Annotated in this window: 13 protein-coding genes and 1 tRNA gene; 7 read left to right on the top strand and 7 right to left on the bottom strand. The window is 71.8% G+C overall.

What is annotated here, in order from left to right:
- Positions 1-19: 19 nt before the first annotated feature.
- Complete coding sequence (locus ACXKZB_RS00170; RefSeq protein ID WP_488824218.1) at positions 20-1,378, top strand: NAD-dependent succinate-semialdehyde dehydrogenase; 1,359 nt, start codon at positions 20-22, stop codon at positions 1,376-1,378.
- 85 nt (positions 1,379-1,463) lie between these two features.
- Here the strand turns inward: ACXKZB_RS00170 and ACXKZB_RS00165 are convergent, their stop codons facing one another.
- Positions 1,464-2,198, bottom strand: coding sequence for an SDR family NAD(P)-dependent oxidoreductase (locus tag ACXKZB_RS00165; protein ID WP_488824217.1), 735 nt, complete (start codon positions 2,196-2,198; stop codon positions 1,464-1,466).
- Between the two features lie 77 nt (positions 2,199-2,275).
- Here ACXKZB_RS00165 and ACXKZB_RS00160 point away from each other — a divergent pair, with 77 nt between their 5' ends.
- Entirely contained in the window at positions 2,276-2,857 is a 582-nt protein-coding gene (locus ACXKZB_RS00160; RefSeq protein ID WP_488824216.1) for a TetR/AcrR family transcriptional regulator, read from the top strand.
- Between the two features lie 66 nt (positions 2,858-2,923).
- On the opposite strand, the gene ACXKZB_RS00155 is transcribed toward ACXKZB_RS00160, so the two are convergent.
- Genes ACXKZB_RS00155 through gabT form a run of 4 tightly spaced genes read right to left on the bottom strand, consistent with a single transcriptional unit; the run spans position 2,924 to position 7,397 of the window.
- Positions 2,924-3,085, bottom strand: a complete 162-nt coding sequence (locus tag ACXKZB_RS00155) for a hypothetical protein (protein ID WP_185094120.1) — start codon at positions 3,083-3,085, stop codon at positions 2,924-2,926.
- A gap of 36 nt (positions 3,086-3,121) precedes the next feature.
- The gene (locus ACXKZB_RS00150; RefSeq protein WP_488824215.1) at positions 3,122-4,510 is read right to left on the bottom strand and encodes a flavin monoamine oxidase family protein; all 1,389 of its coding nucleotides are present in this window, start codon (positions 4,508-4,510) and stop codon (positions 3,122-3,124) included.
- A complete protein-coding gene (locus ACXKZB_RS00145; protein WP_488824214.1) occupies positions 4,507-6,039 on the bottom strand; it encodes an NAD-dependent succinate-semialdehyde dehydrogenase in 1,533 nt (510 codons plus the stop codon). The genes ACXKZB_RS00150 and ACXKZB_RS00145 overlap by 4 nt, the downstream gene beginning before the upstream one ends.
- The gene (gene gabT / locus ACXKZB_RS00140; protein WP_488824213.1) at positions 6,036-7,397 is read right to left on the bottom strand and encodes a 4-aminobutyrate--2-oxoglutarate transaminase; all 1,362 of its coding nucleotides are present in this window, start codon (positions 7,395-7,397) and stop codon (positions 6,036-6,038) included. Before gabT ends, ACXKZB_RS00145 begins: the two co-directional genes overlap by 4 nt.
- A gap of 92 nt (positions 7,398-7,489) precedes the next feature.
- Between gabT and ACXKZB_RS00135 the strand changes: the two genes are divergently transcribed.
- Positions 7,490-9,025: a PucR family transcriptional regulator gene (locus ACXKZB_RS00135; RefSeq protein WP_222658983.1), complete on the top strand. Its 1,536-nt coding sequence runs from the start codon at positions 7,490-7,492 to the stop codon at positions 9,023-9,025.
- Between the two features lie 22 nt (positions 9,026-9,047).
- Positions 9,048-9,665: a TetR/AcrR family transcriptional regulator gene (locus tag ACXKZB_RS00130; RefSeq protein WP_488824212.1), complete on the top strand. Its 618-nt coding sequence runs from the start codon at positions 9,048-9,050 to the stop codon at positions 9,663-9,665.
- On the opposite strand, the gene ACXKZB_RS00125 is transcribed toward ACXKZB_RS00130, so the two are convergent.
- Positions 9,648-10,334 (bottom strand): NUDIX domain-containing protein, encoded by a 687-nt coding sequence (locus ACXKZB_RS00125; protein ID WP_488824211.1) that lies wholly within the window; start codon positions 10,332-10,334, stop codon positions 9,648-9,650. The genes ACXKZB_RS00130 and ACXKZB_RS00125 overlap by 18 nt on opposite strands.
- A gap of 58 nt (positions 10,335-10,392) precedes the next feature.
- Between ACXKZB_RS00125 and ACXKZB_RS00120 the strand changes: the two genes are divergently transcribed.
- A complete protein-coding gene (locus ACXKZB_RS00120; protein WP_488824210.1) occupies positions 10,393-10,872 on the top strand; it encodes a hypothetical protein in 480 nt (159 codons plus the stop codon).
- Between the two features lie 86 nt (positions 10,873-10,958).
- Here the strand turns inward: ACXKZB_RS00120 and ACXKZB_RS00115 are convergent.
- A tRNA-Leu gene (locus ACXKZB_RS00115) sits at positions 10,959-11,045 on the bottom strand.
- Positions 11,046-11,131: 86 nt separating this feature from the next.
- On the opposite strand from ACXKZB_RS00115, the gene ACXKZB_RS00110 reads away from it, so the two are divergent.
- Both ACXKZB_RS00110 and ACXKZB_RS00105 read left to right on the top strand, forming a co-directional pair.
- Positions 11,132-11,812, top strand: coding sequence for an FHA domain-containing protein (locus ACXKZB_RS00110; protein ID WP_123292929.1), 681 nt, complete (start codon positions 11,132-11,134; stop codon positions 11,810-11,812).
- On the top strand, positions 11,809-12,360 hold the full coding sequence (locus ACXKZB_RS00105; protein ID WP_123311260.1) for an FHA domain-containing protein FhaB/FipA: 552 nt from the start codon (positions 11,809-11,811) through the stop codon (positions 12,358-12,360). Before ACXKZB_RS00110 ends, ACXKZB_RS00105 begins: the two co-directional genes overlap by 4 nt.
- The last annotated feature ends 2 nt before the right edge of the window (positions 12,361-12,362 follow it).

Genomic DNA, 12,362 nt, shown 5'->3' with positions numbered 1-12,362 from the left:
CCCACCACGAGAGGACGCCATGTACGCCGTCACCGACCCCACCACGGGCACGACCCTCGAGACGTTCCCGACCATCACCGACGACGAGCTCCGGGCGGCGATCGCTGTCGCGGACCGCGCCCACCGCGAGCGCACCAGCACCGTCGCCGACCGCGCCGCCCTGCTCCACCGCGTCGCCGACCTGTACCGCGAGCGGCACGCCGACCTCGCGGCGACGATCGTGCGCGAGATGGCGAAGCCGATCGACCAGGCCGAGGGCGAGGTCGACTTCTGCGCCGACATCTACGACTACTACGCCGACCACGCCGAGGAGTTCCTCGCCGACCAGCCGATCACCCTGGCGGACGGTTCCGAGGGCAGCGCCTTCATCCGGAAGTCCTCGATCGGCGTGCTGCTCGGCATCATGCCGTGGAACTTCCCGGCGTACCAGATCGCCCGGTTCGCCGGTCCGAACCTGCTCATCGGCAACACGGTGCTGCTCAAGCACGCGCCCCAGTGCCCCGAGTCGGCGCTGGCGATCGAGCGCGTCTTCCACGACGCCGGGTTCCCCGAGGGCGCGTACACGAACGTCTTCGCGACGAACGACCAGGCCGCCGACGTCATCGCCGACCCACGCGTGCAGGGCGTCTCGCTGACCGGTTCCGCCCGCGCCGGCGCCGCCGTCGCCGAGATCGCGGGCCGGAACCTCACGAAGGTCGTGCTCGAACTCGGTGGATCGGACCCCTTCATCGTGCTGTCCACCGACGACCTCGACTCCGTGGTCGAGTCGGCCGTCACCACACGCCTCGAGGGCAACGGGCAGGTCTGCAACGCCCCGAAGCGCTTCCTGGTGGTGGACGACCTGTACGACGACTTCCTGGCGAAGTTCACCGCCGCGATGTCGGCGGTCGCACCGACGGATCCGAGCACGCCCGGTGCCGAGCTCGGCCCGCTGTCCTCGCCGGCCGCTGCCGACCGGCTGCAGGAGCAGCTCGCCGCGGCCGTCGAGCAGGGTGCCACGGTCGTCACGGGTGGCGACCGCCAGGGCAACGCCTTCGTGCCGACGATCCTGACCGACGTCACGCCGGACAACGACGCCTACCGCGAGGAGTTCTTCGGCCCCGTCGCCGCCGTGTACCGGGTCGCCGACGAGGACGCCGCCGTGGCACTCGCCAACGACACCCCGTACGGGCTCGGCTCGTACCTGTTCACGACCGACTCCGAACAGGCACTCCGCGTCGCGGACCGGCTCGAGGCCGGCATGGTCTACGTCAACATTGTCGGCGCGGACAGCCCGGAACTGCCGTTCGGCGGCGTCAAGGCGAGCGGGTTCGGCCGCGAGCTCGGCCCTCTGGGGGCCGACGAGTTCGTCAACAAGAAGCTGATCCGCATCGGCTGACGGACGCTCTCGACCCAGCTCCACGACGGACGGGAGGCCCGTGGCGGATCCGCCACGGGCCTCCCGTCCGTCCCGTGGTCCGGTCTCAGACCGCGATCCGCCCGCCGTCCACCGGCAGGACAGCGCCGTGCACGAACGACGCGGCGTCCGTCGCCAGGAACACGATGGCCTCCGCGACCTCGGCAGCGGTCCCCGGACGACCGGCGGGACCACCGGCAGCGAGCGCGTCGAGGCTCTCGCCCATCGCCGCGGTTCCCTCGGTGCGGGTCGGGCCGGGGCTGACGGCGTTCACGCGGACCCCGGCCGGCCCGAACTCGGCGGCCCACGACTTGGTCAGCAGGACGAGCGCGGCCTTGCTCGATCCGTAGAGGCCCATGCCGGCGGCACCGAACTCGGCGACCATCGTGGTGACGTTCACGATCGCTCCGTCGCCCCGCTCGGTCATCGCGGGTGCGAGCGCAGCGACGAGGAAGTACGGGGCCTTGACGTTGATGTCGAAGACCTCGTCGAAACCGTCCGTGGTGGTCTCGGCGGTGGGTCCGAAGGGGAAGACGCCGGCGCTGTTGACCAGGACGTCGACGCGCCCGCCACCGAGTTCGCGCGCTCGGGCCGCCAGGTCCTTCGCGCTCGACTCGTCGCGGAGCTCCGCTGCGACGAAGTCGGCGGTCCCCCCGGCGGCGCGGATGGCCTGGACGACGGCTTCGCCGCGATCGGCGCTGCGGCCGGACACGATGACGTGCATCCCACGGGCGGCGAGGAGTTCGGCGGTGGCACGGCCGATGCCGCTGGTGGCGCCGGTGATGAGAGCGGTCTTGTGCATGGTGGAACATCCTGTCTGAACAGATCGGTTCGGTTAATCGCTGGTAACTGTACCGACCTGTTTGGTATTGTCAAGCCATGCCGGATCAGATCGCACCACGCACCCGTCGCCGACCTGCGCTCGAACGGGCAGTCGCGACGGCCGATCGGCTCTTCTACGAGCAGGGCATCCACGCGGTCGGCGTCGACCAGGTCGCCGCCGAAGCAGAGATCTCGAAGGCGAGCCTCTACACGCACTTCCGCACGAAGGACGACCTCGTGGTCGGGTACCTGCAGGGGCGCAGCCGTTCGTGGCAGGAGCACGTCCGCGCGGAACTCCCGCGACGAGCAGGCGATGCGCACGGCCGGATCCTCGCAGTGTTCGATCTGCTCGGCGAGTGGTTCGCCGAGCCCGGTTACCGAGGCTGCCCGTTCATCAACGTCGAGGCGGAGTACGGCGAAGGCCATCCGACACACGAGATCACCCTCGAACACCGAGACTGGGTCCGCGAGCTCTTCCGGACGCTCCTCACCGAGGCCGGGATCGATGACACGGCGAGCACGTCGCTCCAGCTCTGCGTCCTCTACGACGGCGCGATGGCGAGCGCCCAGGCTGATCCGTCGCGGCCGTGGGCCACCGCGGCACGCTCCGCGGCCGAGCGGCTCATCGCCTCGGACTGAGCGAACGACGGACGGGAGGCACGGTGCCAGCTGGCACCGCGCCTCCCGTCTGCTCGTTGGTCGCCGCTACTGCTGGGGGTCGGCGGGCTCGCCGCCGGAGTCCGTGTCGCTGTCCTGCGCGGGGTCCTTCGTCGCGTCGCCCGTGGGCGACCCGTCCGGCAGGTCCTCGGTGTACTGCTCTTCGGCCTCGCTGGGGTCGCTGGATCCGTTCGCCGTCGTGTCGCTCATGGCCCGGACGCTACGCGCGGCCGTCGCTGCGCCCGTTCAGACGGACGAGCCGGCAGCGCCCGCGCCGGCGCTGACCGGGGTGACGGCGAGGATCTCGTCGGCGACCTCGCGCCCGATCCGCACCGCACCGTCGACGTGCTGGTACCCCTGCCCGGCCAGGTCGCTCGACGCGAACCGGATGGGACCGACGGCAGCACGCTGGTCGGCGCCGTAGCGGACGAGCCCGCCCAGGTCGAAGCTCGCCGCGTAGGCGCCACGGGTCCACTCCTCGGTGCCCCAGTCGCTCTCGTAGTACACGACCGGGCGCAGGGCCTCGTCGCCGTAGTAGTGCGCGAGCGAGCCGAGCACCCGGGCCTTCCGTTCCTCGGCCGACAGCGTGAAGAGGTCGTCGGCGTGCTGGTCGGAGACGAACCCGACGAGCGTGCCCTGCTCGGAGCCGTGCTCGGTGTTGTCGTACGCCTCGTGCACGACCTCGTACGGGCTGAACGCGGTGCCGGAGAGCCCGGCGCCGCGCCAGAACGGCCGGTCGTAGACGGCGTGCACCTTGATGACGAAGCCCATCGACAGGTGCTGGTGCAGCTGGTGCTGGCGACGGGGCAACGGCGGCTCGTACGAGATCCGCGAGTACAGGGGCGGCGGCACGGCGACGAGCGCCTGCCGGGCGTGCACCTCGAGGCCGCCGTCGGCGAGCGCGACGACCCCCTCGTCGGTCCAGCGCAGGGTGCGCACCGGCGCGTTCAGGTGCACGGCGTCACCGAGGCGCTCGGCGAGCCGCTCGGAAACCTGCTGCATCCCGCCGACGACCCGCTTGTCCAGGATGAAGTCGGCGTCGACCAGGTTCGCGAAGCTGCCGGCGGAGGCGGCCATCAGCAGGGCCTGCAGTGCCGAGAACGCGTGCGCGGGCTTCGTGAGCATGGCACCCGCGATGAACAGCTCGACGTTGTCGGTGGCGACGCGGTCCGGGCTGAGCGTGTGCAGCCAGGCCCGGAACGAGGTCTCGTCCAGTGCCGCGGCGTCCGGGGCCTCCCAGGGTCGTGCGGGATCGACCGCCGCGACGTACTCGTCGACGACGGCGACGAGCCGCTCGATCTCGTTCGCCGTCGCCTCGGGCAGCGGGAAGATGTCGCCGGTGTACTCGGTGCGGGTGCCCGCGGCGTCGACGTAGACGCTGGAGCCCTCGCGGTACCGGTCGTAGGTGTCGAGCCCGAGTTCGTCGAGGGTCTCGAGCAGTGCGGTCTGGTCGGGCGAGACCCACTGGCCGCCGATCTCGAGCGTGACGCCGTCGATGTCGTTCGTCCAGGTGCGCCCGCCCACGCGGTCGCGTGCCTCGAGCACCGTGACGGTGATCCCCGCCGCGCGCAGGCGGTTCGCGGCGGTCAGGCCGGTGACGCCGGCTCCGATGACGACGACGTCGCTCTCGATCATCGTGCTGCTCCTTCGGTGGTGGTGCTCCGGAACGGGTCCGGGGTCAGCGTGTACATGGTCTCGAGGTACTCGGCGATGCCCTCGCCGCCGCCCTCGCGACCGAGCCCGGACTGCTTCACACCGCCGAACGGGGCCGACGCGTTCGAGACGACACCGGTGTTGAGTCCGAGCATCCCGGTCTCGAGGCGCTCCATGAGGCGCTGGCCGCGAGCCGGGTCCTCGGTGAACGCGTAGCCGACCAGACCGTACTCGGTGTCGTTGGCGGCGGCCACGGCCTCGTCCTCGGTGCGGAAGGTCCGGATCGCCAGGACGGGACCGAAGATCTCGTCGCGGAGCAGGTCGCTGCCGGGCTGCACGTCGGTCAGGACCGTGGGCGCGTAGAAGGTGCCGGGGCCGTCGACCGGGTGACCGCCGGTGCGGAGCGTCGCCCCGCGGTCGAGCGCGTCGGTGACCAGGCGGTGCGCCTTGTCGACGGCGCGGTCGTCGATGAGCGGTCCGATGGCGACGCCGTCCTCGGTGCCACGTCCGACCCGCATGGCCTCGACGCGTGCGGTGACCCGGCGGGCGAACTCGTCGACGACGTCCTCGTGCACCAGGAACCGGTTCGCGGCGGTGCAGGCCTGCCCGGTGTTGCGGAACTTCGCGGCGAGCGCGCCCTCCACGGCCAGGTCGAGGTCGGCGTCGGCGAACACCAGGAACGGGGCGTTGCCGCCGAGCTCCATGCTCGTCCGGAGCACGTTCTGCGCCGCCTGCGCGAGCAGCGTGCGTCCGACCGGCGTCGAGCCCGTGAAGGACAGCTTCCGGAGCCTGGGGTCGGCGATCACCGGCCCGGAGACGTCGGCGGCGCGGGTGGTCGGCACCACGTTGACCACACCGGCGGGCAGTCCGACCTCGCGCAGCAGGTCGACGAAGAGCAGGGTCGTGAGCGGCGTCAGTTCGGCCGGCTTCACGACGACCGTGCAGCCGGCGGCGAGCGCCGGTGCGATCTTCCGCGTGGCCATCGCCAGCGGGAAGTTCCACGGCGTGATCAGGAACGCGGGGCCGACGGGCTTGTGCGAGACGGTGGCACGGCCGGTGCCCTCCGGGTTGACGCCGTACGAGCCGCCGATCCGGACGGCCTCCTCCGAGAACCAGCGCAGGAACTCGCCGCCGTAGGCGACCTCGCCGCGGGCCTCGGCGAGCGGCTTGCCCATCTCGAGCGTCATGAGCAGCGCGAAGTCCTCCCGTCGTTCCTGGAGCAGGTCGAACGCACGCCGCAACAGCTCGGCGCGCTGTCGCGGCGGCGTGGTCGCCCAGCCCCTCTTGGCTGCTTCCGCGGCGTCGAGGGCCCGGACACCGTCTTCGGGGGTTGCGTCGGCGATGTCGAGCAGCGTCTCGCCGGTGGCGGGGTCGACGACGGCGAAGGTCCGGCCGTCGGCCGCCGGCTGCCAGACGCCGTCGACCAGGAGGCCCGTGGGGACGCGCGCGAGCAGCTCGCGTTCGGCGTCGGTGCGGTCGGCCGCGGGGGCGGTGGTGGTGACGGTGGTCATGCTGTTGCGAGTCCTTCCAGGACGACGTCGAGTCCCTCGTGGAGCAGGGCGTCGTCGATCGACAGTGGGGGCAGGAACCGGACGACGTTGCCGTACGTGCCGGCGGTCAGCGCGATGACACCGTGCTCGAACGCGTGCCGCACCACCTTCCCGGTCAGTGCGGCGTCCGGTTCGCCGGTCGCGGGGTCCACGAGTTCCATCGCGACCATCGCGCCGCGTCCGCGGACGTCACCGATCCGCGGGTCGGTCGTCTGCGCCGTCCGGAGCCGTCCGAGCAGCACGTCCCCGATCTCGCGGGCACGGTCGATCAGCCCGTCGTGCTCGAACGCGTCGATCGCGGCGAGCGCGGCGGCGCACGCGATCGGGTTGCCGCCGTAGGTGCCGCCGAGCCCGCCGACGTGGGCGGAGTCCATGATCTCGGCACGACCGGTCACGGCGGACAGGGGCAGACCGCCGGCCATGCCCTTCGCGGTCGTGACGACGTCCGGCACGATCCCCTCGTGCTCGCTGGCGAACATCGCCCCGGTACGCGCGAAGCCGGTCTGCACCTCGTCGGCGATGAGGACGACGCCGTTGGCCGTCGTCCACTCCGACAGGGCGGTGAGGAAGCCCGGTGCGGGGACGACGAATCCGCCCTCACCCTGGATCGGCTCGATGAGCACCGCAGCGGTGTTCGCCGCGCCGACCTGCTTCTCGATCTGGCTGATCGCGCGCTTCGCCGCCTCGGGCCCGGAGAGTCCGTCGTGGAAGGGGTAGGACATCGGCACCCGGTAGACCTCGGGCGCGAACGGTCCGAAGCCGTCCTTGTACGGCTGGTTCTTCGCGGTGAGCGCCATCGTCAGGTTCGTCCGACCGTGGTACGCGTGGTCGAACACCACGACGGCCTGTCGACCGGTGTGCTTGCGCGCGATCTTGACGGCGTTCTCGACGGCTTCGGCGCCGGAGTTGAACAGGGCCGTCCGCTTCTCGTGGTCACCGGGGGTCAGGCGGTTGAGGGCCTCGGCGACGGCGACGTAGCCGTCGTAGGCGGCGATCGTGAAGCACGTGTGGGTGAAGGCAGCGACCTGCTCGGTGACCGCGGCGACGACACCGGGGTGCGCGTTGCCGACGCTCGTCACGGCGATGCCCGAGCCCAGGTCGACGAACGAGTTGTCGTCGGCGTCCACCACGACCCCACCACCGGCAGCGACGACGGCGATGGGCACGGCGACGCCGACCCCGGCCGCGACGGCACCGGCCTTCCGCGCCATGAGCTCGCGTGACCGCGGGCCGGGGACGGCCGTGACGAGCCGTCGCTCCTGGGGCAGCGAGGGGCCGCCGGTGGGCGCACTGATCGAGGGTGCTGCGGTGGAGGACATGCGGCGATCGTAGGAGCCTGCGGCGGTCCGAGCGGCTGTCCATCGTGTACACCGGCACCCGCTTCGATCGCCCTGGTGGATAAGGTGCTCGCATGCCCGCGACGCTGCGTTCCCTGTTGCACCGAGCCGACCTCCGCCTCCGCCTGCTCACCGATGCCGACTCGGGCGCACTCGACGCCCCGCTGTCGTGGCTGCACAGTTCCGACCTCGAGGACCCGACGCGGTTCCTGGCCGACGGGCAGGGACTGCTGACGACCGGCACCCAGTTCGGCACCGAGGCCGAGGTCCCGGAGGACGTCGCAGGCCCCTACGTCCGCCGGCTCGTCGAGCGTGGCGTCGTCGCGCTCGGCTTCGGCACCGAGGTCGTCCGCGCCGGCACCCCGGACGCCCTCGTCGCAGCCTGCGAACAGGACGGACTCCCCTTGTTCGAGGTGCCCTACGAGACCTCCTTCATCGCGGTGGCGCAGGCGAACGCCGAAGCCGTCGCCCGTGACGCGAACGCCCGGAACGCCTGGGCCCTCGCCGCGCAGCGGGCGATCTCGCTCGCGGCGATGCGCCCGGACGGACTCGGCGCCACGATCGCCGAGCTCTCCGGGCAGCTCGACGGCTGGGTCGGACTCTTCGACGTGTCGGGGCGCCTGGACCGTGGGCACCCGGCGGACGGCGTTCCCGACCAGGACCTCGAGCTGCTCCGGACCGAGGCACTGCGCCTGCTGCGTGCGGGACAGCGGGCGAGCCTGCCGGTGACGACCGAGCACCACACCGGGTTCACGCTGCAGACCCTCGGCAGCGGTGGCCACCTGAGCGGCGTGCTCGCGATCGCCAACGGAGGAGCACTCGACCGCGCCGGACGCGAGGTGGTGACCTCCGTCATCGCCCTCGCCGGCCTCGCACTGCAGCAGAACCGCGAGCTGGCCAGGGCACGCGGGCTCCTGCGCACCGGGCTCCTCACCATGCTCTCGGTCGGCGATCCGGAGGTGGTCCAGTCGACGTCGCGCGAGGTGTGGGGGCCGCTGCCGGCCGAACCGGTCCGGATCGCGGCCGTCGACGTCGCGGACCAGGACCTCGACACCGTCGTCGACCTGCTCGAACTGTGGGTGCAGGACCGGCCCGGACAGCTCTTCTTCGCCGTCGACGACGCGCTCTTCCTGTGCGTGAGCGCCGACGACACCGCGATCGTCGAGGAGCTCGTCGGGCGCTTCGACCTGCGCGCCGGCCTGTCGGACGGTGCCGCGTACCGCTCGTTCGGCCGCGCCCGCACCGAGGCCGTGCAGGCCCTCGACCGCCGCCGCGAAGGACGCCCGGGCACGACCGAGTTCGGCGACCTCGCCAGGGAGGGCGTCCTCGCACACCTGGCCCACGTCGACGTGGACGCGGGAGCCGTCGCCCGCGCGTTCCTCGCTCCCCTGCTCGAACACGACCGGTCGGCGGGCACCGAGCTCACCCGCACCGTCCGCGCCTGGCTCGAGCAGAACTGCGAGTACGACCGGGCCGCCCAGGTGCTCGGCATCCACCGCCACACAGCACGTTCCCGGGTCGAGCACGCCGGCCGACTCCTGGACCGCGACCTCTCCGTCTTCGCGACCCGGGCCGACCTGTGGGCGGCGTTCGTCGTCGAGGGCGCGTGACGCCCGGATACGGTGGGACGCGATGCCGTCGACACCGGCCCGCCGGCGCCTCAGCCCGGCCGAACGCGAGGCCCAGATCACGGCCGCCGCGGTCGACCTGGCGCGCGCCGAGGGCCTCGCGGCGGTCACCCTCCGCGGGGTCGCCGCGGTGATCGGGGTCGCGCCCTCGCTCGTCGCCCACTACCGCCCGAGCATGGAGGACCTGGTCGGCGAGACCTTCCGCACCGTCGCGGACGCCGAAGTCGCCGAGGTCCGCGCGATCGTCACCGACGCGCCCGACCCCGTCTCCGGCCTCCGCACCCTGCTCGCCTGCATCGCCGACCCCGCACGCGACGACGTCGCCACCCTCTGGGCCGACGCCTGGAGCATCGGCCGAACGAACGCGGCACTGGCGACCGCGGCACGGGACGTCATGGACGACTGGCAGCTCCTCGCGACCACGGTCGTCGCCGACGGGGTGCACGCCGGCGCGATGCGCACCGACGACCCCGACGGCGTCGGACGCCTGCTCTTCGCGCTCGTCGACGCCACCAACGGGTACGCGCTCGTCGACTACCTCGACCGCCCGACCCGCGAGGGCCTGGTCCGCACGACGATCGCCCGCGCCGTCGGCCTGGACGCGTCAGCGCTGGCCGGGTGACACCCGCCGCAGTGCCACCCACTGCAGCAGCATGATCGTCTTGCCGTCGGCGATCCGGCCGTCCTCGACCATCGCGAGCGCCTCGTCGAGCGGCAACTCGAGCACCTCGATGTCCTCACCCTCGTCCTCGACCCCACCGCCGGCCTCGACCCGGTCCGCCGGCGTGTAGGCACCGACGTAGAAGTGGACGCGCTCGGTCACCGAACCGGGGCTCATGAACACGTCCCCCAGGTGCTCGAGCGCGCCGAGCCGGATGCCGAGCTCCTCGGCGGCCTCACGTCGGACGGCGGTCTCGGGGCCGTCCTCGTCGAGCAGCCCCGCCGCTGCCTCGATCAACATCCCGTCCGGGTGACCGTTCACGTACGCCGGCCACCGGAACTGCCGGGTGAGCAGGACCGTACGGCGCTCGGCGTCGTACGGCAGCACCGTGGCACCGTTCCCGCGGTCGTAGGTCTCACGCTGCTGCCGGTCCCACCGGCCGTCCCGGCGCCGGACGTCGAGCGTCGTGCGACGGAGCACGTGCCAACCGTCCGACACGACCTCGACGTCCCGCACGACGACGTCGGGGTTGCGGTCGAGGTCACGGCCGACGGCGTCGAGTCCGGTCCGCCCCCGGGCATCGGGGACGTCGACACCGGGGCGGGGGGCTGCTGCACGATCATCGGTCACCCGGTCACGCTAACGGCGGGGCCGTCCACACGACCTGGACGCCCGGTACCGTGCAGCCATGACCAGCACCCTGTTCACCCGCCGCCCGGACCGACCGCAGGTGGTCACCGTGTCGTTCGTGCTCTGGCTCGTCTGGGTCGCCGTCTGCCTGGTGGCCACCGTCCTGCAGTTCGTCGCGGGGACGGCGACGACCGGCATCGGCACGGTCCTGACGGTGCTCGTCGCGGTCGTCGTCTGGGGGCTCGTCGGCTGGGCCGTCGTCCGCATGGCCGGCGGGTCGCGGGTGGCACGCATCGTGCTGGTCGTCGTCGCAGCGGCCCGCGCTGCCCTCAGCCTCACGAGCGGCGAACTCGGACTCCTGACGATCGCGCTGTCGGTCGTCGCCGCGGTCCTCTTCTTCCTGCCCAGCGCGCGCCCGTTCTTCGCCCGCAGCGATGCGGGAAGAACCGACCACGGGTTCTCCGGACCCGGCGTGTCGGGGCCGAGCCGTGCCTCCAGGCCGGATCCCGACCATGCGACGGACAGCGACCGGACCTGATCCGCGCCCCGCCGACCGATCCGGGCGGCACAGCCCCGAGAACGAGGAAAGGCCCCGGATTCCTCCGGGGCCTTCCTCGTTTCGCCTGGTGCGCGAGGGGGGACTTGAACCCCCACGCCGTTTCCAGCACACGGACCTGAACCGTGCGCGTCTACCAATTCCGCCACTCGCGCCAGCCCCAAAACACTACCACGCACAGACTGCCCCCTGCGCCAACCACTACCATGCAGTGGTTGGCGACCGACGACTCTGGAGACACATGGGCCTGCTGGACAACTTCGAGCGAGGGCTGGAGCGCGCCGTGAACGGCGCGTTCGCGAAGACCTTCCGCTCCGGTGTGCAGCCGGTCGAGATCTCGAGTGCCCTGCGCCGCGAGCTCGACACGAAGGCCGCCGTGGTGTCCCGCGAGCGGATCCTGGTGCCGAACGAGTTCACCGTGCGTCTGGCGCCACCGGACTTCACGCGCATGAACGACGTCGGTCGTCCACTGATCGACGAACTCACGCAGATGGCCCACCAGCACGCCGTCGCACAGAACTACTCGTTCTCCGGACCGGTCACCATCCGACTGCAACAGGACGGCACGTTGTCCACGGGCATCCTGCAGATCGACTCCACCACGGTGCAGCGCGACGTCGCCTGGATCGCCGTGCTCGACATCGGTTCACAGCGCCACCGCCTGCAGCGCGGACGCACCGTGATCGGCCGCGGCAGCGACGCGGACATCACGATCGCGGACACCGGGACGAGCCGGAAGCACGTCGAGGTCCTGTGGGACGGCAAGCACGCCCAGGCCACCGATCTGGGCTCGACGAACGGCTCGAAGCTGAACGGCCAGCACTTCCAACAGGCGATCGTGGAGCCGGACTCCACCATCGAGATCGGTCGTACCCGTATGGTGTTCCGGGTGATCCCGGAGAACGACGGAGGTGCTCGATGACCACAGGCCTGACCCTGCTCGTCCTGCGCTTCGCGTTCCTCGCGGTGCTCTGGCTGTTCGTCTTCGTGATCGTCTTCGCCCTGCGCAGTGATCTCTTCGGCCAGCGCGTGCGCACGATCCCCACGGATTCCAAGTCGGCACCCTCCGGCCCGACGACCCCGACGATCCCCGCAGCGGCGGCGCCGGCAGCGGCCTCGGGCGGCGCGTTCACCGACCTGATCGGGCAACCGACCGCCGCGACACAGTCCGCCTCGCCGGCCGCGGTGCGCCTCGTGATCACCGAGGGCGCGCGCGAGGGCATGGAGATGCCCCTCGGCGGCGGACCGATCACGATCGGTCGCTCCAGCGAGTCCAACGTCGTGATCCGCGACGACTACACCTCGACCAACCACGCCCGGCTCGACCTGCGCGCCGACGGCTGGCTCCTCACCGACCTCGAGTCCACGAACGGCACCTTCGTCAACGGTCAGAAGGTGAGCGCTCCCCTGATCGTCGCGGAGCGCACGCCGATCACGATCGGGACGACGACGTTCGAGCTGCGGCGGTAACC

It is taken from the genome of Curtobacterium sp. ABR8, assembly GCF_057812125.1.
The sequence above is the reverse complement of the archived record's forward strand: the minus strand, read 5'-3'. Positions and strand labels throughout refer to the sequence as shown.